This is a genomic window from Pseudomonas sp. VEM90, assembly GCF_054611535.1.
Map to the genome: position 1 here is coordinate 15,288 of NZ_JBTRAR010000034.1, position 25,615 is coordinate 40,902.

Consider the following 25,615-nt stretch of genomic DNA (forward strand, 5'->3'; position numbering starts at 1 on the left):
GCCTGCGTTGGGGGACGATGTCGGATCCCTCCAAGAATAAGAGAGGACAAGGAAATGCAATCCAACAGTTTGAAGCAAAGCCTCAAGCAGCGGCATATCACCATGATCGCGCTGGGTGGGGTGATCGGTGCAGGCCTGTTCATGGGCTCGGGCTCACTGATCGCATCGGCAGGGCCCGCGGCCATACTGTCGTATTTCATTGGTGGCCTGGTGGTCACCCTGGTCATGTTCATGCTGGGCGAAATGGCCTGCCGCAACCCGGATGCAGGGTCGTTCTCGACCTACGCCAACACCTACCTCGGCGACTGGGCAGGGTTTGCGGTCGGCTGGCTGTACTGGTTCAAGTCGATGATGACCATCACCCTGGAAGCGGTACTGCTGGGTGCCATCCTGCATGACTTCCTGCCCTGGCTGCCGATCTGGGCAGGCGCCTTCCTGATGCTGGTGACACTCATGGCCAGCAACGCCTACTCGGTACGCTCGTTTGCCGAAGTAGAGTACTGGCTGGCCGCGATGAAGGTCGCCACCATCCTCATCTTCATGCTGCTGGGCGTCTCGATCCTGCTCGGCCTGCACAGTGAGATTCCCGCCCCCGGCCTGGTCAACCTCACCGCCCATGACGGTTTCATGCCCAACGGCCTGTCACCGGTGATGGCCGGCGTTATCGTGGTGATCTTCTCACTGGGCGGCAGCGAAATTGCCGCTGTGGCCGCGGGTGAATCAGAGAACCCCCGACAGAACGTGATCCGCGCGATCAAGAGCGTGATCCTGCGTGTGATGCTGTTCTATGTGGGTTCCGTGTCGATCCTGATCCTTTGCCTGCCCTGGACCGACAAGGCCAACCTGGCCTCGCCCTATGTTTCGCTGTTCAGCCTGGCCGGGTTCGGTGGTGCTGCAGTGGCCATGAAACTGGTGCTGTTCGTCTCGTTCATGTCGGTCATGAACTCGTTCATGTTCTCCAACTCGCGCATGCTGTTCTCGCTGAGCCAGCGCGGTCACGCGCCCAAACTCTTCTCGCGCACCAGTGCCAAGGGCGTACCGATCAATGCCCTGCTGCTGAGCCTGTCGATCTGCACGATGATCCTGACCGTGCACTTTGTCAGTGGCGGCGACCTTTTCATGACCTTGGCCAAGAGTACCGGCAGCCTGGTCATGGTCGTATGGATCTTCATCATCATCGCTCACGTGGCCATGCGCAGGAAAACCCGCCACGAAGCGGTCGCCCCAAACGCCTTCCGTGCCTGGCTGTTCCCCTACACCAATATCATTGCGCTGTTCGCCTTGCTGGCAGTCATCGGCACCCAGGCGTTCGACCCAGCATCGCGTTTCCAGTTCTGGTTCACGGTGCTGACGGTACTGCTGGTGGTGGCGGGGTACTTCCTGATGCGCCAGCGGCTGGCATCAAGCGCGGCGTTAGCCCACGGACGTGATGCATGACAGCGCTGGCCGAGCGCAGGTGCTGTCAACAGCAGCACGGCGGCAACAAAGGCGACGGAGACAATGATGGGAATGACGAGAATGGCGTCCCAGGCAGGAATTGAACCTGCAACCTTCCCCTTAGGAGGGGGATGCTCTATCCAATTGAGCTACTGAGACGCTACGACCGGCAGCGAGCGCTGCACAGCGGGATGGCCAGCATGTTAACCAGCATGCTGGCGTTTGTCATGCCTGAACTGGGCTTTTTCGCGTAATCCTTTTCTGCGGCTGCTATCCTCGCGGTAGCACGCCCTGATTGCGCAGCAGCGAAAGGAATGCAGCGACCGCCGCCTCCAGTGTGGAAGAATTATCCAGCACATGTACCGACGGGTCGGCTGCAGCCTGCAAGCGTGCGCTGCGCGCCAGGCGCTGCTCTACTTCTTCTGTGGTTTCACGGCCCCGGGCCAGCAAGCGCTGGCGCAGCACCTCAGGCTTGACCTGGACCAACACGACCAACAAATCCGGATAGCGCTGACGGGCCTCTGCCAGATAAGCCCGCGAGCCGTTCACCAGCACCGCCCTCCCCGCCGCCAACCACTGGTCCACCTGCCGGGGTATGCCATAGTCCAGGCCATTGGCCCGCCAGTGCATGGCAAAAGCACCCTGCGCACGCAGGGTATCAAACTGCTCGGGCGTGACCCCTTGGGCGGCTTCGCCTTTGGCTTCGGCCGAACGGGTGATGACCCGGCGGGCAATTTCTACCCCCGAGACGGCCAGTTGCTCACGCAAAGCGTCGATCAGGGAATCTTTCCCGGAACCCGACGGCCCAACCAGAAATAGCAACCGGCCTTTCCCTGATCGGCGGTCGCTTGCGTCATGTTGCATAGCCACTATGCTCTATGGAGGGAACCGGCGCATTCTAGGGTTTTTCCGGGCATTTTTCTGCGTTTTACCAATTGTTGACGGCAAAAGACTGACGGCCAGGCTAGCCAGAGCATGTGAAACTTTTCAAACCAGTGCTCATTTCTGATAATTGGTACTGGCATAAAGCCTTTATCCGGCTCACTATTTGTCACATAATTGACGCCAAGCAAACGGCGACCTTGAGGCAAGATGAGCATCCATTTTTCACTGGCGGTTGAACATTTTGTCGTCGCCACGGTCGTACTTCCATCCCGTGCGGCCAATTTGAGAACCGCTTCCCCTGAACTAAACTCCGGTCAATTTATATGCGCCCAATGAAACAGGCTATTTATTCGAGCCGCACCGCTGACAAGTTCGTCGTCCGCCTGCCAGACGGAATGCGTGAGCGCATTGCCGAGGTAGCGCGCAACCACCACCGCAGCATGAACTCCGAGATTATCGCACGCCTGGAACAGAGCCTTATCCAGGAAGGTGCGCTGGGTGACGAGCTGAGCATGCGCCTGGACAGCCCCGAACTGTCCCTGCATGAGCGCGAGTTGCTGCAGCGTTTCCGCCAACTGTCCCACCGCCAGCAGAACGCTCTGGTCGCCCTCATCGCTCACGATGTGGAAATGGCCGCAGACGCCTCCTGAGGCCTGCACCAAACACAAAAAAGCCAGCGTAAGCTGGCTTTTTTGTGGGCGACTGACTGGCAGCAAACACATGTCCCTGCGGGATTGTTCCCACAGGGAGGATCGGCTTACAACAGGAACACCGTGGCCAGCCCAAGGAAGATGAAGAAACCACCGCTGTCGGTCACAGCAGTGATCATCACGCTCGCCCCCATCGCAGGGTCTCGCCCCAAACGGGCCAATGTCATTGGGATCAGCACGCCCATCAGCGCCGCCAGTAACAGGTTCAAGGTCATCGCTGCGGTCATCACCACCCCCAGCGACCAACTGCCATACAGCCAGAAAGCCACCGCACCGATCACTCCACCCCAAACCAGGCCGTTGATCAGCGACACCGCCAACTCCTTGCGCATCAAGCGACTGGTATTGCCTGGCGACACTTGGTCCAGGGCCATGGCGCGGACGATCATGGTGATAGTCTGGTTACCAGAGTTGCCACCAATACCCGCCACGATCGGCATCAACGCAGCCAACGCCACCAGCTTTTCAATCGAGCCTTCGAACAACCCGATCACTCGCGAAGCAACAAAGGCGGTAATCAGGTTGATGGCCAGCCACGCCCAACGGTTGCGTAACGAACGCCAGACCGAGGCGAAAATATCCTCCTCTTCACGCAGACCCGCCATGTTGAGGACTTCGCTCTCGCTCTCCTCACGGATCAGGTCGACCATTTCGTCGATGGTCAGACGGCCGATCAGGCGTTCGCTCTTGTCCACCACCGGGGCGGATACCAGGTCATAACGCTCGAAAGCCTGCGCTGCATCGTAGGCATCTTCCTCGGGCTGGAAGGAGACAGGGTCGGTCGCCATGACCTCCGCCACCTTCTTTTCCGGGTCGTTGACCAGCAGGCGCTTGATCGGCAATACCCCTTTGAGGATGCCGTCGTAATCGACCACGAACAATTTGTCGGTGTGGTTCGGCAGTTCTTTCAGGCGGCGCAGGTAGCGCAGAACCACTTCCAGGCTGACGTCTTCGCGGATGGTGACCATCTCGAAGTCCATCAACGCACCGACCTGCTCCTCGTCGTAGCTCAGCGCCGAACGTACCCGTTCGCGTTGCTGGGCATCGAGCGTTTCCATCAGCTCGTGAACAACGTCACGCGGCAGCTCTGGGGCGAGGTCGGCCAGCTCGTCGGCGTCCATCTCCTTGGCGGCAGCCAGCAGCTCGTGATCGTCCATGTCGGCGATCAGCGATTGGCGAACCGAGTCGGAAACTTCCAGCAGGATGTCGCCATCGCGCTCCGAGCGCACCAGCTGCCAGACCGTCAGGCGATCTTCCAGGGGCAAGGCTTCGAGGATGTAGGCGATGTCGGCGGGGTGCAGGTCATCGAGCTTGCGCTGCAGCTCGACGAGGTTCTGGCGGTGGACCAGGTTTTCCACCAGGTCGTTGTGCGCGCCTTCCTGGCGATGGGTCAGGTCTTCGACCATGCGCTGGCGCTGCAGCAGTTCGACCACCTGGGCCAGGCGATCCTGCAGGCTTTCTTGCGCTTTTTTAACTTCTACTTCGGTCATAGGCGAACTCCACTCCCAGCAGCGGAGCACGCCGAGGGAATCAATCGGTCAGATCTTTCTGTATGAATCTTGTTAGCGAGTAACTACTGGGTAAGTCCATGGTGGTTTTCCACAAGCCCCGGCGGGGCTGACGGGCGCAATCATACACTGCTAAAGCTGTCAGATCGCTTAAATTTTTGGCCAGAACAATCGTTTGCGTGATAAAGCTGGGACAACGCTCGAAGCTATCAGTGCGACGGTTGTTATGGATGGGAAAGCACATTCGATTTTTGAGGCCGCGCAGCGGCTCCAAACTACACCGCAATCATTACAGAAGAGCGTAGATCGACATGATCAAGAATTCATTGGCGCACAAACAAAAAGCCCGCTCTATTGAGCGGGCTTTTTGAGGGGGTGTGGCGGACTCAGGAGGATTCGAACCTCCGACCGCTCGGTTCGTAGCCGAGTACTCTATCCAGCTGAGCTATGAGTCCGTGGTGGTAGTTTTAGACCAGGTTACCACTGGTTGACTGAAGCAGCTTTGCAAGCATAACCACTTCAAAAAGTGGCGGACTCAGCAGGATTCGAACCTGCGACCGCTCGGTTCGTAGCCGAGTACTCTATCCAGCTGAGCTATGAGTCCGCATTGGTATTTTTAGACCAGATTACCACTGGTTGTTTGAAGCAGCTTCTAAGCAAAGCCACTTCAAAAGTGGCGGACTCAGGAGGATTCGAACCTCCGACCGCTCGGTTCGTAGCCGAGTACTCTATCCAGCTGAGCTATGAGTCCGTGTCTTGCCGCGCATTATAGGTCGCTGAAACATTTTTGCAAGAACTTTTTCGTTTTAAATCAACTACTTAGCGTTCTTACCGTTTACAGCGCCCTAAGCGAATAATGGCGGTGAAGGGGGGATTCGAACCCCCGATACCCTTATGAGGTATACTCCCTTAGCAGGGGAGCGCCTTCGGCCACTCGGCCACCTCACCGCAACACGAGGCGAATATTAAAGAACCTCTTTCACCTTTGCAACCCTTTTTTTGAAAAAAACTTCAAAAAAATTAAAGGCTTGGCTCTTCATCCTTCTCCTTCTTGATCCGCAGGTAGATTTCCTCGCGGTGAACTGCCACTTCTTTCGGGGCGCTCACGCCAATACGCACCTGGTTGCCTTTGACGCCAAGCACCGTCACGGTGATCTCGCCGTCTCCAATGATCAGGCTCTCGGCGCACCGACGAGTCAGAATCAACATAGCTTTCTCCTTACGCAAAACATTCAGGGGTAACAGTCTTGGATATCGGGCCAGGTCGCGGACGACGACCATGGCCCTGGTACTCGCCGCACAGGGCAGGACAAGGCCTGCGCGGCGAGCAGAAACGCGAAGGGCGCGGCAAGCCGCGCCCTTCCAGGCAGCGCCTTACTCGCCCTGTCGGGCAGGAGTATCCAGATCGAACGCGGTGTGCAGCGCGCGTACGGCCAGCTCCAGGTACTTCTCTTCGAGCACCACCGAAACCTTGATCTCGGAAGTGGAGATCATCTGGATGTTGATGCTCTCCTTGGCCAGGGCTTCGAACATGCAGCTGGCAACACCGGCGTGCGAACGCATGCCGACGCCAACGATCGAGACCTTGGCGATCTTGGTGTCGCCGATCACTTCACGGGCACCGATTTCGCGTGCAGTGTTTTCCAGCACGCTATGCGCCTTCTCGTACTCGTTGCGGTGCACGGTGAAGGTGAAGTCGGTGGTGTTATCGTGCGCAACGTTCTGCACGATCATGTCGACTTCGATGTTCGCAGCGCTGATCGGGCCGAGGATCTTGAAGGCCACGCCCGGAGTATCCGGCACGCCGCGAATGGTCAGCTTTGCTTCATCACGGTTGAAGGCGATACCGGAAATGATCGGCTGTTCCATGGATTCCTCTTCATCAATGGTAATGAGGGTACCCGGACCCTCCTTGAAGCTGTGCAGCACGCGCAGCGGAACGTTGTACTTGCCGGCGAACTCAACCGAACGGATCTGCAGCACCTTGGAGCCGAGGCTGGCCATTTCCAGCATTTCTTCGAAGGTGATCTTCTCCAGGCGACGAGCCTGTGGCACGACACGCGGGTCGGTGGTGTAGACACCATCGACATCAGTGTAGATCTGGCACTCATCAGCCTTCAGCGCCGCCGCCAGGGCCACGCCAGTGGTATCAGAGCCGCCACGCCCCAGGGTAGTGATGCTGCCGTGCTCGTCGACGCCCTGGAAACCTGCAACCACAACCACGCGGCCTTCCTTGAGGTCGGCACGAATCTTCTGGTCATCGATTTGCAGAATGCGCGCCTTGTTGTGCGAGCTGTCGGTGAGAATACGCACCTGGTTGCCGGTGTAGGACACCGCTGGCACACCACGCTTGATCAAGGCCATGGTCAGCAGGGCAATGGTGACCTGCTCACCGGTCGACACGATCACGTCCAGTTCACGAGGAACCGGGTTATCGGTAATCTGCTTGGCCAGGTCGATCAGACGATTGGTTTCACCGCTCATGGCCGACAGCACAACCACCAGGTCGTCGCCCGCCTCACGGTGTTTCTTGACCTTTTCGGCTACCTGCTCGATCCGCTCGATGGAACCGACAGAGGTGCCGCCAAATTTCTGTACGATCAACGCCATTTCAATGGTGCCTCAGCCCATACAGGGCCCCAAAAAACAATCCAACATGAAGGGGTGGACGGGAGCGGCCTGCGTGGCCACTAGACCATCCACCCCATCATCTCAAAGTCCCTGCTCTGCGAATGGCACGGCCAGCGCCAGGGCCTGGTCCAGGGCGGCGACGTCGACGCCACCACCCTGTGCCATGTCCGGACGGCCACCGCCCTTGCCACCCACCGCCGCAGCGGCTTGTTTCATCAGATCGCCAGCCTTGAGTTGGCTGGAGAGGTCCTTGGTCACGCCGGCCACCAGCACAACCTTGCCCTCATGCTCGCTGCCCAACAGGATCACTGCGTGGCCGAGCTTGTTCTTCAGCTGATCGACCAGGGCCAGCAGGGCCTTGCCATCCTGCCCATCCAGGCGGGCGGCGAGGACCTTGGCACCCTTGACCTCAACAGCCGCATTGGAGAGATCATCCCCGGCGGCGCTGGCGGCCTTGGCCTGCAGCTGTTCCAGCTGCTTTTCCAGCTGACGGTTGCGCTCAAGCACAGCCGACAGCTTGTCGATCAGGTTGTCGCGGTTACCCTTGACCAGTTGTGCGGCTTCCTTGACCTGCTCTTCGGCAGCGTTCAGGTAGGCCAGCGCAGCGGCACCGGTTACGGCTTCGATACGGCGCACGCCAGAGGCCACGCCGCCTTCGCTGATGATCTTGAACAGGCTGATGTCACCGGTGCGCTTGGCGTGGATACCGCCGCACAATTCCACCGAAAAATCACCGCCCATGCTCAGCACACGCACGGTGTCGCCGTATTTCTCGCCGAACAGCGCCATTGCGCCTTTGGCCTTGGCAGTTTCGATGTCGGTCAGTTCGGTTTCAACCGGGGTGTTCTTGCGAATCTCGCGGTTGACGATGTCTTCCAGCTGCTTGATCTGCTCCGGCTTCACCGCTTCGAAGTGGCTGAAGTCGAAACGCAGGCGCTGGCTGTCGACCAGCGAGCCCTTCTGCTGTACATGCTCGCCCAGCACCTGGCGCAGCGCTTCGTGCAGCAGGTGAGTGGCGGAGTGGTTCAACGAGGTAGCGTGTTGCACCTCTGCATCGACCTTGGCCTCGACTGGCGAACCGATCACCAGCGCGCCGCTGGCAACCACGCCGTGGTGCAGGAAGGCACCGCCGGTCTTGGTGGTGTCGCGCACGTCAAAGCGTGCAGCGCCAGCCTGCAGGAAGCCGGAGTCGCCAATCTGGCCGCCGGATTCGGCGTAGAACGGCGTGCGGTCGAGCACGACCACGCCCTGCTCGCCTTCACCCAACTGGTCGACGGACAGGCCGTCCTTGTACAAGGCGATGATCTTGCCTTGGCCTTCAGTGGCATCGTAGCCGAGGAACTCGGTGGCGCTGTCGACTTTTACCAGGCTGTTGTAATCCATGCCGAAGGCGCTGGCGGAACGGGCACGCTCACGCTGGGCGTCCATTTCACGCTCGAAGCCGGCTTCGTCGATAGTCAGCTCACGCTCACGAGCGATGTCGGCAGTCAGGTCCATCGGGAAGCCATAGGTGTCGTACAGCTTGAACACCACGTCGCCCGGTACCACGTCGCCTTTCAGCTGGGCCAGGTCTTGCTCAAGGATGCGCAGGCCCTGCTCCAGGGTTTTGGCGAACTGCTCTTCTTCGGCCTTGAGCACGCGCTCGATGTGCGCTTGCTGGCTCTTCAGCTCTGGGAAGGCTTCGCCCATTTCAGCGGCCAGTGCGGCAACGATCTGGTAGAAGAAGCTGCCCTTGGCGCCCAGCTTGTTGCCGTGACGGCAAGCGCGGCGAATGATGCGGCGCAGCACGTAGCCACGGCCTTCGTTGGACGGCAGCACGCCGTCGGCAATCAGGAAACCGCACGAACGGATGTGGTCTGCGACCACTTTCAGCGAGGCCTGCCCGTCATTGCTGCAACCGATGGCCTTGGCTGCGGCAGCCAGCAGATTCTGGAACAGGTCGATCTCGTAGTTCGAATGCACGTGCTGCAGCACGGCACTGATGCGCTCCAGGCCCATGCCGGTGTCCACCGACGGCGCTGGCAGCGGGTGCAACACGCCGTCGGCGGTGCGGTTGAACTGCATGAAAACGTTGTTCCAGATCTCGATGTAGCGGTCACCGTCTTCTTCTGGCGAGCCGGGTGGGCCGCCCCAGATATCCGCACCGTGATCGTAGAAAATCTCGGTGCATGGGCCGCACGGGCCGGTATCGCCCATGGTCCAGAAGTTGTCGGAGGCGTACGGGGCGCCCTTGTTATCGCCGATGCGCACCATGCGCTCGGCCGGCACGCCGACTTCCTTGGTCCAGATGTCGTAGGCTTCGTCGTCAGTGGCGTAGACGGTGACCCAGAGCTTTTCCTTGGGCAGGTTCAGCCACTGCTCGGACGTCAGGAAGGTCCAGGCGAAGGTAATGGCGTCGCGCTTGAAATAGTCGCCGAAGCTGAAGTTGCCCAGCATTTCGAAGAAGGTGTGGTGACGCGCGGTGTAACCGACGTTTTCCAGGTCGTTGTGCTTGCCACCGGCACGCACGCACTTCTGGCTGCTGACAGCACGCGTGTAGGCGCGCTTCTCCGCACCGAGGAAGCAGTCCTTGAACTGGTTCATGCCTGCGTTGGTGAACAGCAGGGTCGGGTCGTTGTTCGGGATCAGCGAACTGGAGGCGACTCGGGTATGTCCCTGCTCTTCGAAGAAGCGAAGGAAGGCTTCACGGATTTCTGCGCTTTTCATAGGTTCTTCCACGGAAACGGCGGCCCTGTTGGGCAAACGCGTCGACGAAACGACGGCAAAGGGCCGCATTATATCGGTCCTGCAGTCTCGATGCAGTGTGTTTATACGATAGAAGCCATCGTTTGGACGGTTTTTCGGGCTACGCAAACGAAAACGACATGACCGGATGCTAAATCCTGTGTTTCGCCACTGGCAAGCCAATTACCGCTCAAGGGAAGGGAAAATGGAACAGGCGGTGAATTAAAAGGTTTTCATCATGGATAGGATCCGAAATCGTGTCGCTTGCTTCGCGGGTAAACCCGCTCCTACGGGCACGGCGCCACATTGAGACCTTGCACATATCTCGTAGGAGCGGGTTCACCCGCGAAACAGGCGACACCGGTCTCACCCCAGGTGCTGCCCCGAATCCGGCACGATCAGAATGCCGGCGCGCAAGCCATTCTTGACCTTGGGGTTGGGGAAGATGATGCGTGCGCCCTCCTCCTCGACCACCCAGCGCATCTCGGCCAGGTCTTCAGCCAGCAGGTAACCCTTGCTCAGCTCGGAGAAGTTTTCGATGTCCGCCGGCAGGTGCAGATGGAAACTGTCGCTGTGCTTGATGACTTCTCGGGAAACCCTGAACAGTTGCAGGCCATCCAGCGAACTTTCGTCCTCTGGCTCGGTAGCCTCGATGATGCGGACCAACCGCTCTTCGAGCTTGTCGAGGTTGACCTGCTCGTTCTGGCCGAACGGACGGGCCTTGCCCAGCTCCAGGGTGAAGGCTTCAGCCTCAAGCTGTTCGTAGGTGAATGCGCTGAAGGTGATGGACGACTTGCTTTGCAGCAACACCGCTTCCATACCTGCCGCCGCCAGGCGCGCCAGTTCGCGACGGGAGTGCTTGCGCCCCTCTTTATAAGGGTACAAGGCGAATTGCTCGATCTTCGAACCGCGGATGGCGGTATGCAGGTCGTAATGCAGGCGGTTGCGCTCCGGCTTGCTGAAGAACACCCGGGCGAACTGTTCCAACTCGGCAGCACGCAATGCTTCAAAACCGCTGGACAGCTCATGACGGCCATTGAACAAGCGGTTGATGTCCTGTTCGATAAAACGCTCGCCCTTGCGGATCGCCGCAGGGTTGCCGAACAGGAACAGCACCCGTGCCCTGGGTTTGATCTTGCCGTTGGCCACGCCGTGCAGCAGCCGCTCGAGCAATTCGATCGGCGCTGTTTCGTTGCCATGAATGCCGGCGGACAACAGCAAGTCCAGCCCGCAGTCTTCGCTTTCGGCCGGTCGCACTTCGAGCGCGCCCTCCCCCAGCCACCGTAAACGCGCGCCCTTGGGTGTCACTTGGGTCTTCTCGGCCGGTTCGTGATCGGTGAGGGTCAGCTCAAGCAATTTGCCAAGGGCGAGCATAGGTGCTTCCTTAGTGGTGGTGACCGCAGTCAGGGCCATGAACGTGATCGTCGTCTTCGCCAAGCTCTGCCGGTTCCATTTCCAGCTGCAGGCTGACCAGGTTGGTGGCCATCGGGCGCAGCAGCAAGTTGGCATACTCAGTGTCGTCTTCCTCGACATCCACACCGATCAGCAGCTGGCCACGGCCATCCTGCTGAATCCACACTTCCTTGCCTTGCCAGACCACAGCAAAGCGGGTGCAGGAAGTTTCCAGCTGGGTGCCGTCTTCATCTTCGAGGATCAGGCGCAAGGCGTCGGTCATTACAGAGTCTCTCTTCAAGGTTGGCGTTGGAACGGATACACCGAGCCCAACTTCAGGATCTGGGTCAATTCGTCCAGTGCCGTACGGCACTCCACCAGCAGTTGCGGGTCAGCCAGGTCTGCTTCGCCAAGGCGATCGCGGTAGTGCCTGTCGACCCACTGCAGCAGCGTGTCATACAGCGAGGCCGTCATGATAACGCCTTGGTTGACCGCCGCCAGTTCCGATTCCTTCAAAGCCACGCGCAAACGCAGGCAGGCTGGGCCGCCGCCGTTTTGCATGCTCTGCTTGAGGTCGAACACCTTGACCTCCTTCACCGGGCCTCCCTGGCTGGTCAACTGGCCGAGATAGGCCCAGACCCGCTCGTTGTTGCGGCATTCTTCCGGCACGACCAACAGCATGGAACCGTCGTCGCGGCTCAGCAGCTGGCTGTTGAACAGGTAGGAACGCACCGCGTCCTCCACCGCCACCGCGGCCCTGGGCACGCAGATGGCCTGGAAGTTGCCACCCTTGCTGGCCAGTTTAGCTCGCAACTGCCCAAGTACCGCGTCGGTGTCGAGAAACGCGTCCTCGTGATAGAACAGCACTTCGCCGTTACCCACCGAAATCACATCATTGTGGAACACACCCTGGTCGATCACCGCCGGGTTCTGTTGAGCGTAGACCACACCGTCATCGCTCAGCCCATGCAGCCGGGCCACAGCCTGCGAGGCCTCCAGGGTTTGCCGGGCCGGGTATTTCTGTGGCGCCGGGTAACGGCTGTCAAAGGCGCTGCGGCCGTAGACAAAGAACTCCACACCGGCCTCGCCATAGGCGCGGCAGAAGCGCGTGTGGTTGGCCGCCCCCTCATCACCGAACTGTGCCACAGCAGGCAGCGCGGCGTGGTGGGCAAAGTGCTTCTCGTTGTTGAACATAGCGCCCAGCACACGACTGGTAGTCGGGTGCTCGATGCTGCGGTGATATTTGCAGTTGAGGTTGGCGGCGGTGAAGTGCACGCGACCGTCAGCAGTGTCGGCACTCGGGCTGACTGTCGCGGCGTTGGCCACCCACATGCTCGAGGCCGAGCAACTGGCCACCAGCAACGGCATGGCCTCGCGGGCGGCGCGCTGGATAACTTCGGCATCGCTACCACTGAACCCCAGGCGGCGCAGCGCCGCCACGTCCGGGCGCTCTTGTGGCGCCAGAACACCCTGCTTGAAGCCCATGTCGGCCAGCGCTTTCATCTTCGCCAGGCCCTGGCGCGCTGCCTCACGCGGGTTGGACCCCTGCTGGCTGTTGCTCTGCGAAGCCACGTTACCGTAAGACAGGCCGCCATAGTTGTGGGTAGGCCCCACCAGGCCATCAAAATTCACTTCATAGGATTTCATCGGCTAGGCTCCGTGACCTGTTGTTATAGGGTGACGCCCGGCGTCAGGGTCGCCGGCAAGGCAAGGCTGGCGGTCTCCAGCGAAGCCACGGGGTAAGCGCAGTAGTCGGCTGCGTAATAGGCACTGGCGCGATGGTTGCCACTGGCTCCCACACCACCGAACGGCGCGCTGCTGGCAGCCCCCGTCAGCTGTTTGTTCCAGTTGACGATGCCGGCGCGGCTGCGCAGCCAGAAGTACTGGTAGCGGGCGCGCGAATCAGACAGCAAACCGGCAGCCAGGCCATACTGGGTATTGTTGGCTTCATCGATGGCAGCATCGAAGTCGGCGTAGCGGATCAACTGCAGCAGCGGGCCGAAAAACTCTTCGTCCGGGCGGTCAGCCACGGCGGTGACATCGACAATGCCCGGGGTCAGCAGTGCGGCATCGGCCTGTGGCTGGGTCATTTCCAGCAGTTTCACGCCACCTTTGGCGGCCAGTTCGGCCTGGGCCGCAAGCAGCGCCCGAGCCGCCTGCAGCGAAATCACCGAGCCCATGAAAGGCGCCGGCTGCTCATCGAACGCCCCCACCGTGATGGTTTTGCACACCTCGACCAGGCGCGCGATCAGCGCATCGCCCCAGGCGCCTTGCGGTACCAGCAGGCGCCGCGCGCAGGTGCAGCGCTGGCCAGCGGAAATGAACGCCGACTGGATAATGGTATACACCGCCGCGTCGAGGTCCTTGACCTCGTCCACCACGAGCGGGTTGTTACCCCCCATTTCCAGGGCCAGGATCTTGTCTGGGCGCCCTGCGAACTGTTGATGCAGCAGGTTGCCGGTACGGCTGGAGCCGGTGAAGAACAGGCCATCGATACCTGGGTTGGCGGCCAGAGCCACACCGGTTTCGCGTGCGCCCTGCACCAGGTTCAGCACACCCGCCGGCAGGCCGGCAGCAATCCAGCAGTTGACGGTAAGCTCAGCGACCTTGGGGGTCAGCTCGCTGGGTTTGAACACCACGCAGTTGCCTGCCAGCAGCGCCGGCACGATATGGCCATTAGGCAGGTGCCCGGGGAAGTTGTAGGGGCCGAACACTGCCACGACGCCGTGAGGCTTGTGCCGCAGCACAGCCGTGGCATCGGCCAGCGGGCCACTCTTTTCGCCGGTGCGCTCGCGGTAGCTCTGTACCGAAATCGCCACCTTGTTGATCATGCTGGTGACTTCAGTCGCAGATTCCCACAGCGGCTTTCCGGTTTCCTCGCCAATGCACTGGGCCATGGCTTCGGCATGCACTTTCAACTGCGCGGCAAACTTCTCCAGCACATCGATACGTGCCTCCAGGTTCAACTGCGCCCAGGCCGGGAAAGCCTGCCGCGCAGCCTGCACGGCAGCGTCGACCTGGCTGGCGTCAGCGCCCTGCCCTTGCCAGATCACGGCCTGTGTCACCGGATTGAGCGACTGCAGGGTTTCACCCTGGCCGGCCTGCCAACTGCCTGCGATGTAATGCGTGGTCATTTACTGGGCCTCCCGGCTGGCCGACAGCGGCACCGCGCGCACATTGTCGCCGACGCCCATGCGCAGGCGCTTGGCGGTCAACGGGTCGACCACCAGAGTACCGGCAGCCAACCGTGCAGGTGCAGCAGTGATACGGCAGTCGTCGCGCTTGCGGTTGTGGATGATGAAAGGGGTCGCGTCATCGCCTGGCGTACCGATCGCCAGCACCAGGGTCTGGCTCTCGCGCACGGCGCGGATCTTGGCAGTGTCACATTCGATGGCCGGGCCGGCGTCGAAGATGTCGACGTAGCCCTGGTAGTTGAAGCCTTCCTGCTTGAGCATGGCCAGCGCCGGCTCGGTGTCTTTGTGCACGCGGCCGATCACGTTGCGCGCGGCCTCGGACAGGAAACAGGTGTACAGCGGGAACTTGGGCATCAGCTCGGCGATGAACGACTTGTTGCCCACACCGGTGAGGTAGTCGGCCTGGCTGAACTCCATCTTGAAGAAATGACGACCCAGGCTTTCCCAGAACGGTGAACGGCCCTGCTCGTCAGACATGCCGCGCATCTCGGCAATGATTTTCTTGCCGAAAAGCTCCGGGAACTCGGCAATGAACAGCATACGCGCGCGCGACAGCAGGCGGCCATTGAGGCCGGAGCGGTGGTCGCTGCGCAGGAACAGCGAGCACAGCTCGGAGTTGCCGGTCAGGTCGTTGGCCAGGAACAGCGTCGGGATTTCGCGGTAGATCTTCAGCTCCTGCGAGGCGCTGACCGTCAGGCCGACCCGATAGTTGTACCAAGGCTCACGTAGGCCGACGGCGCCGGCGATGGCGCTGATGCCCACCACCAGACCTTCGTCGTTTTCCAGCACGAACAGGTAATCGGTGTCGCCACGCTCAGCTTCGCCACGAAAGCTTTTTTCCGCCCAACCAACGCGGTGCCCGAGGCGTTCTTCGTTGGCCGGCAGCGTGGTCAGCCCGGTGGTGCCGGTGCTGCGTGCCAATTCGATCAACGCAGGCAAATCGCTGCTGCGTACAGGACGAACGATCATGCTATCTCCTTGTGCGGCGGCATCGGCCGGCGCAAAACTCTGCTAACGCATCAATCCCGAAACGTCTGTTGCCAGACCTCAAACCGCGACCAGGCGCACGCTGGCGCCCTCGCCCACGCCCAGCGCGTCGGCTGCAGCCACGCTCAGGCTGACCGGTTTGCCAGGCACCCAGTCCAGGTCCAGCAACACCGCGCGGTAGTCTTGCAACAGGCCGTTGCACACCAGGTACGGGCGCCCGCCCTTGGCCGGGGCCTCTTCGATCTTCACCGGGACCACCCGGCTCTGAGCGATCGAGCGGATGCCAGAGGTGCGCGCATGCAGGGTCGGGCCGCCGTCGAAAATGTCGATGTAGTGCTCGGTCTCGAAGCCTTCGCGCATGAGTATGTCGAAGGTGATCTGTGCCCGCGGATGTACCTGGCCCATGGCTTCCTGCGCCAGGTCTGGCAGCAACGGCACGTAGATCGGGTAATGCGGCATCAGCTCGGCGAGAAAGGTACGGCTCTTCAGGCCGCACAGGCGCTCGGCGTCGGCATAGTTGAGGTCGAAGAAGTTGCGGCCGATGGCGTCCCAGAACGGTGATTCACCCTGCTCGTCGCTGAAGCCGACAATCTCGGTCACCACTGAATCGGCGAAACGCTCCGGGTGCGCAGCCATGAACAGCAGTCGGCCGCGCGAATTGAGCTCGGCCCAGCCACTGTTGACCAGCTCCGGCGCCACATAGAAGCTGGTCAGCAGGCTGTTGCCGGTCAGATCGTGACACAGCGACAGCACATGGATCTTGTTGTGTATCTTCAGCTCACGCGAGGCGTGCACGAATGTTTCGTTACGAAAACTGTAGAACGGCTCGGAGTACCCGGCCGAAGCGACGATGGCCGAGCAGCCGGCCAACTTGCCTGTTTCACTGTCTTCAAGCACGAAAAAGTAACTCTCTTCACCGTTAAAGCTGACCTCGGCGGCGAAGGATGTCTCAGAGGCGGCAATCTTGTCGCCCAGACGAGCAGTGTCGTCCGGCAGCGAGGTGACACCAATGGGGCTGTCTGCAGCCATGCGCTGCACGTCGTTCAGATCAGCCATTTGCGCGGGGCGCATCACCAGCATGGTGTCACTCCTTTGGAATACGGGCCGTTCACGGCGGCACGGAAAAACGGCAGGCACACAGGCACCTGCACTGGAATCGGGTATCGCCGGCCCGGTTCAGCCTCGTGCCGAGGCTGGGCCGGGGCCGGCGAAAGGACCGCTGGCGGATCAGCCTTTGGTCAGTGTGGCCACAGCGCGTTCGAAGCGATCCAGGCCTGCGTCGATGTCGGCGTCTTCAACCACCAGACTTGGCGCGAAGCGGACCACGTCCGGGCCGGCCTGCAGCACCATCACGCCTTCTTTCTCGGCAGCGTTGAGCACGTCCTTGGCCTTGCCTTGCCAGGCCTCGGCCAAGACGCAGCCCAGCAGCAAGCCAACGCCACGCACCTGGCTGAACAGGTTGTACTGCTGGCCGATCTGTTCCAGGCGGGTTTTGAAGCGCTCGTGCTTTGCCTTGATACCGGCCAGGGTTTCCGGGGTGTTGACCACATCCAGCACAGCGCAGGCAACGGCGCAGCCCAGCGGGTTGCCGCCATAAGTGGTGCCGTGGGTACCAACGGCCAGGTGCTTGGCCAGCTCGGTGGTGGTCAGCATGGCGCCAATCGGGAAGCCGCCGCCCAGGCTCTTGGCACTGGTCAGAATGTCCGGGGTCACGCCGTAGTGCTGGTAGGCATACAGCGAGCCGGTACGGCCCACGCCCGTCTGCACTTCGTCGAAGATCAGCAGAGCGTTGTGCTCGTCACACAACTTGCGCGCGCCTTCCAGGTAGGCCTTGTCGGCCGGCACCACGCCGCTCTCGCCCTGGATCGGCTCGATCACCACGGCGCAGGTCTTGTCGGAAATCTGTGCCTTCAACGCTTCCAGGTCGTTGTACGGCACATGGCTGATACCGGTGATCTTCGGGCCAAAGCCATCGGAGTACTTCGGCTGGCCACCCACGCTGACGGTAAACAGGGTGCGACCGTGGAAGCTGTTCACGGTGGCGATGATTTCGTGCTTTTGCGGACCGAAGCGGTCATGCGCCACACGACGGGCCAGCTTGAAAGCGGCCTCGTTGGCCTCGGCGCCGGAGTTGCAGAAGAACGCGCGGTCGGCAAAAGTGGCGTCCACCAGCTTGTGGGCCAGGCGCAGGGCCGGCTCGTTGGTGAACACGTTGGATACGTGCCAGAGGGTGTTGGCCTGTTCAGTCAGGGCCTTGACCAGTGCCGGATGGCAGTGGCCCAGGGCATTGACCGCGATGCCGCCGGCAAAATCGATCAGCTCGCGACCCGACTGGTCCCAGACACGGGAACCCTCGCCTCGCACAGGAATGAAGGCCGCCGGAGAATAGTTGGGGACCATCACCTGGTCGAAATCGGCACGTTGCACCGGGGCTTGCTCAACGGACATCTGAGTCTCCTGAAGAGGAACGCTGGCCTGGAAGTGGCGAGCGATGGGGGGATTGTAAGGACTGATCCGCGCCTGTCCTTGCGGCCAAGCGACAACTTGTTACAGCGCAAAACCCAGTTTTGACAAGGCTTTCGGCAATGCGACAAACACTGTCGCAATCGCGCAGTGTACGGGAGAGAGGGAGCTGGGTGAACGGGTGTTCACACAGGATTGTGAGGGGGCGGGATGTACGGGTGTTCACACAGGATTGTGAGGGGGACAGGATGTACGGGTGTCCACATAGGATTGTGAGGGGGCAGGATGTACGGCGATGTTGATGTGTTGACGGGGAGATCGAGCGCCGCGTGGGCGGCGCTCGATTTGCGCCCCAACACCACCCCCAAGGCATACACCCCGAACACACCCGAAATCTCAGCCCTTTTCAGCCGGCGCCGAGCTCAACTCAAACGGGCTGCTGCTGCGTCGCTGATTACGGTCTTCCCGCGGCGTGGCACCAAAGAAGTTGCGATAGGCACTGGAAAAATGCGGCCCCGAGGAAAAACCACAGGACAGCCCGATCTGGATGATCGACTTGCTGGTCTGCATCAGCATCTGCCGCGCCTTGTTCAACCGCAACTCCAGGTAGTACTGGCTGGGCACGCGGTTCAGGTACTGTTTGAAGATACGCTCCAACTGCCGACGCGACACACACACATGCTGGGCAATCTCGTCGGTGGTCAGCGGCTCTTCGATGTTGGCTTCCATCAGCAACACCGCCTGAGTCAGCTTGGGATGACTCGAACCCAGGCGGTTCTGCAGCGGGATACGCTGGCGCTCGCCACCCTCGCGGATGCGCTCGACCACCAGCTCTTCCGACACAGCCCCAGCCAGCTCAGCCCCGTGATCGCGCGCCAGCACCGCCAGCAACAGGTCGGTCACGGCCATACCACCGCAGGCGGTCAGACGGTCGCGATCCCAGTCGAACAGGTGGCTGGTGGCGATGACCTTGGGGAAGCGTTCGGCAAAGTCATCCTGCCAGCGCCAGTGCACGGCTGCCCGGTAACCATCGAGCAGGCCCAGCATTGCCAGCGGATATACCCCGGCCGACAGGCCACCGATCAGGCAGCCACTGCGCGCCAGTTGCTTGAGCGCCGTTGAAAAGGCAGCCCCCATCGCCGCAGGCGGCTCGTCGGCCAGCAGAAATAGCTTGTGGCAACCCTCCAGGCGGCCGAGCCACGGCTCGCCCGGCAACCGCCAGGCACCTTCCTGCGCAGGCTCGGCCTGCAGGAAGACCAACTCGTAGACCACATCCGGATGCACCCGCTGCGCCACCAGCAACACTTCCTCGGCCAACGCCAGGGTCAAAGGCCTGGTGCTGGGCCAGATGAGAAAACCGATTCGCTGGGTGGTCATAGGGTACGGTCCGAAACCTGAGGTCGTTCGAGTCTGTGCGCCGGGTCAGGCTGCGCTCGCCGCGCAGCATGCCCTATTCTGGTGCAAAAATGCAGCTTTTACTTCAGGCTGCCGGAGAGGAACTGCTTCAGGCGCTCCGACTGCGGGTTGGCCAGCACTTCACGCGGGCAGCCGGTTTCTTCCACCAGGCCTTTGTGCAGGAACACCAGCTGGTTGGACACCTCGCGAGCAAAGCCCATTTCATGGGTCACCACCACCATGGTCCGACCTTCCTGGGCCAGCGCCTGCATTACCTTCAGCACATCACCTACCAACTCAGGGTCAAGCGCCGAGGTCGGCTCGTCGAACAGCATGACCTCCGGCTCCATGGCCAATGCCCGGGCAATTGCCACACGTTGTTGCTCACCACCCGACATATGCCCGGGGAAGGCATCCTTGCGGTGGGCAACGCCGACCTTGGCCAGGTAGTGCTCGGCCTTCTCCAGGGCTTCCTTGCGGTTCACTCCCAGCACGTGCACCGGCGCTTCGATGATGTTCTCAAGCGCTGTCATGTGCGACCACAGGTTGAAGTGCTGGAACACCATCGACAGGCGTGAGCGCATGCGCTGCAATTGACGCGGGTCGGCGGCCTTCAACGCGCCATCCTTGCCGGCGACCAGCTTCAGCTCTTCGTTGTTGAGCAGGATCTTGCCGGCGTGCGGCTGCTCCAGCAGGTTGATGCAGCGCAGGAAGGTCGACTTGCCCGAACCACTGGAGCCGATGATGCTGATGACGTCGCCGGCCTTGGCCGCCAGCGACACGCCCTTGAGCACTTCGTGGCTGCCATAGCGCTTGTGCAGGTCTTGGACTTCGAGTTTGTACATGCTGTCGATTCTCACAAAGCGGTCAGTGCTTGCGCGGCGCCAGGTAGCCGAGCCAGCGGCGTTCGGCCATCTTGAACAGGCGCACCAGGATGAAGGTCAGGCACAGGTAGAACACGCCCGCCGTGATATAGGCCTCGAAAGGCAGGTAGTACTGGGCATTGACCGTGCGCGCAGCACCGGTGATGTCGATCAGGGTAACGATCGACGCCAGGCTGGTGGTCTGCAGCATCATGATCACTTCATTGCTGTACTGCGGCAGTGCCCGACGCAGTGCCGATGGCAGCAGGATGCGGCGGTACATTTTCATGCGCGACATGCCCATGGCCTTGGCGGCCTCGATCTCGCCATGCGGCGTGGCCTTGAGGCTGCCGGCAATGATTTCGGCGGTATAGGCACTGGTATTGATGCCGAACGCCAGGCAGGCGCAGAAGGTGGCACTGGACAGCAGCGGCCAGAAGATACTCTCGCGCACCGCTTCGAACTGGGCCAGGCCGTAGTAGATCAGGAACAGCTGCACCAGCATCGGCGTGCCACGGATGACGTAGGTGTACAGCCATGCAGCAAGGTTGACCACCGGCTGCCTGGATACTCGCATCAGGCCCAGTGGCACAGCCGCCAACAGGCCGAAGAAAAGCGAAATCGCCAGCAGCTTCAGGGTGGTCAGCAGGCCGCCGAAGTACATCGGCAGCGCTTCCCAGACGACGTTGTAGTCGAAAATCATAGTTCAGCCACCTTGACGCCCACCGAGTAGCGGCGTTCCAGATACTTCAGGGCCAGCAGCGAGACACTGGTCAGCACCAGGTACAGCGCCGCCACTGCCAGGAAGAAGGTGAAGGGTTCGCGGGTGGCGTCAGCCGCCTGCTTGGCCTTGAACATCATGTCCTGCAGGCCGACGACCGAAATCAGTGCAGTAGCCTTGGTCAGCACCAGCCAGTTGTTGGTGAAGCCCGGTATGGCCAGGCGGATCATTTGCGGCACCTGGATGCGGAAGAACACTTGGCGGGGGCTCATGCCATACGCCACGCCCGCCTCGGCCTGGCCCTTGGGAATACCCAGGAAGGCCCCGCGGAAGGTCTCCGAGAGGTAGGCGCCAAAAATGAAGCCAAGCGTACCGATACCCGCAACCAGCGGGTTCAGGTCGATGTAGTCGTCGTAGCCGAGCAGCGGCGCCACCCGGTTGATGATGTCCTGCCCGCCGTAGAAGATCAGCAGGATCAGGACCAGGTCCGGAATACCACGAATCACCGTGGAATACAGATCGCCCAGCCAGGCCAGCCAGCGCACTGGCGACAAACGCAGCGCCACACCGATCAGGCCGAGCACGATGGCCAGGGCCATCGACGACAGGGCGAGCTGCAGCGTCAGCCACGCCCCGTCGAGGATGACTGCCCCGTAGCCTTTCAACATGATGAGGTCCTCGACCTAGAGAATGAAAAATGGTGCAAACCTCAGAGCCTCTGCTGTTTGCACCATTGCACAGGTGAAACCCGACGTCTTACTTCGAGTCTGGACCGTAGATGTCGAAATTGAAGTACTTGCTCTCGATTTCTTTGTACTTGCCGTTGGCACGGATGGCGTCGATAGCCGCGTTGATGCGGTCGACATTCGCCTTGTCACCCTTGCGTACGGCGATACCGATACCGTCACCGAAGTACTTGGCGTCGGTAAAGGCCGGACCTACGAACGCGAAGCCCTTGCCGGCATCAGTCTTGAGGAAGCCGTCTTCCAGCAGGGTGGCGTCAGCCACGGTGCCGTCGAGACGACCCGCAGCGACGTCCAGGTAGATTTCGTTCTGGGTACCGTAAGGCACCACGGTGGCACCTTTGGCACCCAGCACTTCCTTGGCGAAGCGGTCGTGAATGGAGCCGCGCTGCACGCCGATCTTCTTGCCTTTCAGTTCATCGAGGCTGTCGCTGACGGTAGTGCCGTCCTTCATGACCAGGCGCGCCGGAGTCAGGTAGTAGCGCTTGGTGAAGTCGACCGACTTCTTGCGGTCATCGGTGATCGACATGGACGACAGGATAGCGTCGATCTTGCGCACCTTCAGCGCCGGGATCAGGCCGTCGAATTCCTGCTCGACCCAGGTGCACTTGGTTTTCATCTCTTCGCACAGGGCGTTGCCGATATCGTAGTCAAAGCCGGCAATGCTGCCGTCAGGTTGCTTGAAGGCGAAGGGTGGGTAAGCAGCTTCGATACCGATTTTCAGCGGTTTTTCATCAGCCTGCGACACCAGGGAAAACACAGACAGCGCCAGGGCGCCAAGCAGTGCGAGCTTCTTCATCAGGTAACTCCATCGGTACGGGGCAATACAAGGCAGGTAACGGCTGCCCGATATGCGAATGAGTACAACGCGAGCCGCGCAGGGTTCGACCAAGGCCGCATACCACGAGCGAGTGAGTGGCATTTTAACGACAGCCCGGTAGTCGATATTTCTTCAAAGCGACAACTACTTATAGAAGCGCCTGAAACCGCCGCGAGCGATGTTGACAGCCAGTGCAGAATATGCAATGGCGCAAGAAATAGAACCTATAGACCTAGCAATTCCTGGGCCTATTATTGGCAAAGCCTTGTACGACGGCAAGTGTAGCGTGCCGTGATGCACAAAATGGCGACCCCGACGCACCGAAACGGGCCGGAATTGTTTCCTCGCGCCCCGAACCTGTGCAGGGCCGGTGACAGAACAGTTACCGATGATTGTCGGGTAACAATGCAAAAGCGGGCTTGCCCGCGAATGCATGAGATCAGGAGACAGCTTAGCCTGAACTGACGCATTCGCGGGCAAGCCCGCTCCTACAGGGGGTATTGCCGGCGAGGGAATTAGGCCGAAGCCAGGCTCATCGCCTTGTGGGTATCGATCAGGTGCTGCACCACACTCGGGTCGGCCAAGGTCGAGATATCGCCCAGCGCGTCGTATTCACCGGTGGCAATCTTGCGCAGGATGCGGCGCATGATCTTGCCCGAACGGGTCTTCGGCAGCCCCGGCGCCCACTGGATCACATCCGGCGAAGCAATCGGACCGATCTCCTTGCGCACCCAGTTCTTCAGTTCCAGGCGCAATTGCTCGCTGGCCTCGATGCCGGCATTGAGGGTGACATACACATAGATGCCCTGCCCTTTGATGTCATGCGGCACGCCAACCACTGCAGCCTCGGCAACCTTCGAGTGCGCGACCATGGCGCTTTCGATCTCGGCAGTCCCCATGCGGTGGCCGGACACGTTGAGCACGTCATCCACACGGCCGGTAATCCAATAGTAACCATCCTCGTCACGGCGCGCACCGTCGCCGGTGAAGTACATGCCACGGAAGGTCTTGAAGTAGGTGTCGACGAAGCGGTCGTGGTCGCCGTACAGCGAACGCGACTGACCCGGCCAGGAGTCGAGGATTACCAGGTTGCCTTCGGCAGCACCGTCGATCAGGTTGCCCAGGTTATCGACCAGTGCCGGCACCACCCCGAAGAACGGACGGGTCGCCGAACCCGGCTTGAGGGCAGTGGCGCCAGGCAGCGGACTGATCAGGATGCCGCCGGTCTCGGTCTGCCACCAGGTATCGACGATCGGGCAACGCTCCTTGCCGACGGTCTTGTAGTACCAGTTCCAGGCCTCAGGGTTGATCGGCTCACCCACCGACCCCAGCAGGCGCAGGCTGGAACTGTCGGCGCCCTCAACAGCTGCCTGCCCTTCCGCCATCATGGCGCGAATGGCAGTTGGCGCTGTGTAGAGGATGTTGACCTTGTGCTTGTCGACGATCTTCGATACGCGGGTAATGTCCGGGTAGTTCGGCACACCCTCGAACAGCAAGGTGGTGGCGCCATTGGCCAGCGGACCGTAGACGATATAGCTGTGGCCGGTGACCCAACCGACGTCGGCCGTGCACCAGTACACCTCGCCCGGGCGGTAATCGAATACGCGTTCATGGGTCAGCGCGGCGTAAACCAGGTAACCGCCTGTGGTGTGCAGCACGCCCTTCGGTTTGCCGGTGGAGCCGGAGGTATAAAGGATGAACAGCGCCTCTTCAGCACCCATTTCTTTGGGTGCGCAGTGGCTGGAGGCCACTTTCATCAGGTCTTCGTACCAGATGTCGCGGTGCTGGTGCCAGGCAATGTCGCCACCGGTGCGCTTGCACACGATGATTTTCTGCACGCTGCTGGTTTCAGGGTTGGTCAGCGCCAGGTCGACGTTGGCCTTGAGCGGAGTACGACGACCACCACGCACGCCCTCATCGGCAGTGATCACCACCTTGGACTCGCAGTCGATGATGCGACCAGCCAGCGCCTCGGGCGAGAAGCCACCGAACACCACCGAGTGAATCGCACCAATGCGGGCACAGGCCAGCATGGCGACCACAGCTTCAGGGATCATCGGCATGTAGATGGTGACCACGTCACCACGATGCACATCCTGGCCACGCAGGGCGTTGGCGAACTTGCAGACCTGCTCGTGCAACTCGCGGTAGGTGATGTTGCGGTGCTCGGAAGGGTCGTCACCTTCCCAGATGATGGCCAACTGGTCACCGCGCTCTTCAAGGTGGCGGTCCAGGCAGTTGGAGGAAACGTTCAGAGTGCCGTCAGCGAACCATTTGATATCGACATGGTGGTCGTCGAAGGAGGTCTGCTTGACCTTGGTGAACGGCTTGATCCAGTCGATACGCTGGGCTTGCTCGCGCCAGAAGCCGTCCGGGTTGATCACCGATTGCTGGTACATGGCCTTGTAGGTGGCCTCGTCGGTCAGGGTAGTGGCCGCAACCTCGGGACGAACGGGATACAGTGGAGCCGCACTCATCTGTGTTACCTCGGTGTAATAGTTGTTTTTGTATGGAACCGTTTGTAACTGTACCAGAGCGACAAAAGCCATTCGACGTTGGTAGTAATTTGGTACACCCGTTCCGGCAAAGCGCTCTGGCGCGGGCATTACAGCCCTTCCTGAGAAAAACGAGGGGCTTTGGCACAGGATTGTTACAGATTCTGTCAAAACACTTTATCAAAACACCCACTGTTTCCGCATTGGCCACCGCCATAAAATTCATCTCGCCAGCAACGGCAAGGCGATTAACAACTGGTAACAGCCCCCACGAAGGCAAGCGTTAATCTCCCTCTAATCCTGATAGTTAAAACTCGCTGTACTCGCGGCGCCATAAGCGCCGCGTGCCCCCTCACGACCTTAGACAGGTAAATAGAAAATGAAAGCTTTACTGGTATTGGTACTTGGCAGTCTTTGCGGCGCGGCGATGGCCGGTGAAGCAAAAGATGCCGAGCAGATTCCGGTTGAACAGTACAGTTACTCGCAGCACCTGGACATCGCCCGCGTCATCTCCATGAGCGAAGTGCCCAACGTGTGCGAAGTCGTGCCAGCCCGCATGACCTATGAAGACTCCAAGGGCCAGAGACACATTCTCGAATACCGTGTGATGGGGAACGGCTGCTCTAACGGCTGACACCTTGTGAATT

The 25,615-nt window shown here is 60.5% G+C and carries 22 protein-coding genes and 5 tRNA genes; 3 read left to right on the forward strand and 24 right to left on the reverse strand.

The window, feature by feature from the left end; genetic code table 11:
* The first annotated feature begins 54 nt into the window (after positions 1-54).
* Positions 55-1,437, forward strand: coding sequence for an amino acid permease (locus tag ACYCCG_RS24595; RefSeq protein ID WP_176685236.1), 1,383 nt, complete (start codon positions 55-57; stop codon positions 1,435-1,437).
* 82 nt (positions 1,438-1,519) lie between these two features.
* On the opposite strand, the gene ACYCCG_RS24600 is transcribed toward ACYCCG_RS24595, so the two are convergent.
* The 3 genes from ACYCCG_RS24600 to ACYCCG_RS24610 all read right to left on the reverse strand — a co-directional run bounded on the left by ACYCCG_RS24600 (position 1,520) and on the right by ACYCCG_RS24610 (position 2,576).
* Positions 1,520-1,596, reverse strand: a tRNA-Arg gene (locus ACYCCG_RS24600).
* Between the two features lie 111 nt (positions 1,597-1,707).
* Complete coding sequence (gene phnN / locus ACYCCG_RS24605) at positions 1,708-2,301, reverse strand: phosphonate metabolism protein/1,5-bisphosphokinase (PRPP-forming) PhnN (protein WP_209967392.1); 594 nt, start codon at positions 2,299-2,301, stop codon at positions 1,708-1,710.
* A 5-nt stretch (positions 2,302-2,306) separates the two neighbouring features.
* Positions 2,307-2,576 (reverse strand): hypothetical protein, encoded by a 270-nt coding sequence (locus tag ACYCCG_RS24610; protein WP_176685190.1) that lies wholly within the window; start codon positions 2,574-2,576, stop codon positions 2,307-2,309.
* A 69-nt stretch (positions 2,577-2,645) separates the two neighbouring features.
* Here ACYCCG_RS24610 and ACYCCG_RS24615 point away from each other — a divergent pair, with 69 nt between their 5' ends.
* Positions 2,646-2,972, forward strand: coding sequence for an Arc family DNA-binding protein (locus ACYCCG_RS24615; protein WP_003254499.1), 327 nt, complete (start codon positions 2,646-2,648; stop codon positions 2,970-2,972).
* 107 nt (positions 2,973-3,079) lie between these two features.
* Here the strand turns inward: ACYCCG_RS24615 and mgtE are convergent, their stop codons facing one another.
* From mgtE to acs, 21 genes are all read right to left on the reverse strand, one after another.
* Positions 3,080-4,522 (reverse strand): magnesium transporter, encoded by a 1,443-nt coding sequence (gene mgtE / locus ACYCCG_RS24620; RefSeq protein WP_176685234.1) that lies wholly within the window; start codon positions 4,520-4,522, stop codon positions 3,080-3,082.
* 396 nt (positions 4,523-4,918) lie between these two features.
* Positions 4,919-4,995 (reverse strand) — tRNA-Arg (locus ACYCCG_RS24625).
* Between the two features lie 72 nt (positions 4,996-5,067).
* Positions 5,068-5,144, reverse strand: a tRNA-Arg gene (locus ACYCCG_RS24630).
* A gap of 70 nt (positions 5,145-5,214) precedes the next feature.
* Positions 5,215-5,291: transfer RNA gene (locus ACYCCG_RS24635), tRNA-Arg, on the reverse strand.
* A gap of 106 nt (positions 5,292-5,397) precedes the next feature.
* Positions 5,398-5,488 (reverse strand) — tRNA-Ser (locus ACYCCG_RS24640).
* Between the two features lie 72 nt (positions 5,489-5,560).
* Positions 5,561-5,749, reverse strand: coding sequence for a carbon storage regulator CsrA (gene csrA, locus ACYCCG_RS24645; RefSeq protein ID WP_003254503.1), 189 nt, complete (start codon positions 5,747-5,749; stop codon positions 5,561-5,563).
* A 165-nt stretch (positions 5,750-5,914) separates the two neighbouring features.
* Complete coding sequence (locus ACYCCG_RS24650; protein ID WP_252458789.1) at positions 5,915-7,150, reverse strand: aspartate kinase; 1,236 nt, start codon at positions 7,148-7,150, stop codon at positions 5,915-5,917.
* A 102-nt stretch (positions 7,151-7,252) separates the two neighbouring features.
* The gene (alaS, locus tag ACYCCG_RS24655) at positions 7,253-9,877 is read right to left on the reverse strand and encodes an alanine--tRNA ligase (protein ID WP_252458790.1); all 2,625 of its coding nucleotides are present in this window, start codon (positions 9,875-9,877) and stop codon (positions 7,253-7,255) included.
* Positions 9,878-10,261: 384 nt separating this feature from the next.
* Positions 10,262-11,269, reverse strand: coding sequence for a succinylglutamate desuccinylase (astE, locus tag ACYCCG_RS24660; RefSeq protein WP_459672078.1), 1,008 nt, complete (start codon positions 11,267-11,269; stop codon positions 10,262-10,264).
* 10 nt (positions 11,270-11,279) lie between these two features.
* Complete coding sequence (locus ACYCCG_RS24665; protein ID WP_003254508.1) at positions 11,280-11,570, reverse strand: topoisomerase II; 291 nt, start codon at positions 11,568-11,570, stop codon at positions 11,280-11,282.
* Positions 11,571-11,584: 14 nt separating this feature from the next.
* On the reverse strand, positions 11,585-12,934 hold the full coding sequence (gene astB / locus ACYCCG_RS24670) for an N-succinylarginine dihydrolase (RefSeq protein ID WP_103444745.1): 1,350 nt from the start codon (positions 12,932-12,934) through the stop codon (positions 11,585-11,587).
* A 23-nt stretch (positions 12,935-12,957) separates the two neighbouring features.
* Positions 12,958-14,421, reverse strand: a complete 1,464-nt coding sequence (gene astD, locus ACYCCG_RS24675; protein WP_459672081.1) for a succinylglutamate-semialdehyde dehydrogenase — start codon at positions 14,419-14,421, stop codon at positions 12,958-12,960.
* Positions 14,422-15,450: an arginine N-succinyltransferase gene (gene astA / locus ACYCCG_RS24680; protein WP_176685229.1), complete on the reverse strand. Its 1,029-nt coding sequence runs from the start codon at positions 15,448-15,450 to the stop codon at positions 14,422-14,424.
* 78 nt (positions 15,451-15,528) lie between these two features.
* Positions 15,529-16,548, reverse strand: coding sequence for an arginine/ornithine succinyltransferase subunit alpha (gene aruF, locus ACYCCG_RS24685; RefSeq protein WP_012051578.1), 1,020 nt, complete (start codon positions 16,546-16,548; stop codon positions 15,529-15,531).
* Positions 16,549-16,695: 147 nt separating this feature from the next.
* The gene (locus ACYCCG_RS24690) at positions 16,696-17,916 is read right to left on the reverse strand and encodes an aspartate aminotransferase family protein (protein ID WP_459672084.1); all 1,221 of its coding nucleotides are present in this window, start codon (positions 17,914-17,916) and stop codon (positions 16,696-16,698) included.
* Between the two features lie 411 nt (positions 17,917-18,327).
* Positions 18,328-19,308 (reverse strand): transcriptional regulator ArgR, encoded by a 981-nt coding sequence (argR, locus tag ACYCCG_RS24695; RefSeq protein ID WP_021783461.1) that lies wholly within the window; start codon positions 19,306-19,308, stop codon positions 18,328-18,330.
* 98 nt (positions 19,309-19,406) lie between these two features.
* Entirely contained in the window at positions 19,407-20,171 is a 765-nt protein-coding gene (locus tag ACYCCG_RS24700) for an ABC transporter ATP-binding protein (RefSeq protein WP_028699586.1), read from the reverse strand.
* 22 nt (positions 20,172-20,193) lie between these two features.
* The gene (locus ACYCCG_RS24705; RefSeq protein WP_176685226.1) at positions 20,194-20,892 is read right to left on the reverse strand and encodes an ABC transporter permease; all 699 of its coding nucleotides are present in this window, start codon (positions 20,890-20,892) and stop codon (positions 20,194-20,196) included.
* A complete protein-coding gene (locus ACYCCG_RS24710; RefSeq protein ID WP_176685225.1) occupies positions 20,889-21,578 on the reverse strand; it encodes an ABC transporter permease in 690 nt (229 codons plus the stop codon). Before ACYCCG_RS24710 ends, ACYCCG_RS24705 begins: the two co-directional genes overlap by 4 nt.
* 88 nt (positions 21,579-21,666) lie before the next feature.
* Positions 21,667-22,452, reverse strand: a complete 786-nt coding sequence (locus ACYCCG_RS24715) for an ABC transporter substrate-binding protein (protein WP_012051577.1) — start codon at positions 22,450-22,452, stop codon at positions 21,667-21,669.
* Between the two features lie 536 nt (positions 22,453-22,988).
* Positions 22,989-24,950, reverse strand: coding sequence for an acetate--CoA ligase (acs, locus tag ACYCCG_RS24720; protein ID WP_176685224.1), 1,962 nt, complete (start codon positions 24,948-24,950; stop codon positions 22,989-22,991).
* Between the two features lie 397 nt (positions 24,951-25,347).
* On the opposite strand from acs, the gene ACYCCG_RS24725 reads away from it, so the two are divergent.
* Positions 25,348-25,602 carry a DUF2790 domain-containing protein gene (locus ACYCCG_RS24725; RefSeq protein ID WP_021783457.1) on the forward strand — a complete coding sequence of 85 codons (255 nt, stop codon included), beginning with the start codon at positions 25,348-25,350 and terminating at the stop codon, positions 25,600-25,602.
* The last annotated feature ends 13 nt before the right edge of the window (positions 25,603-25,615 follow it).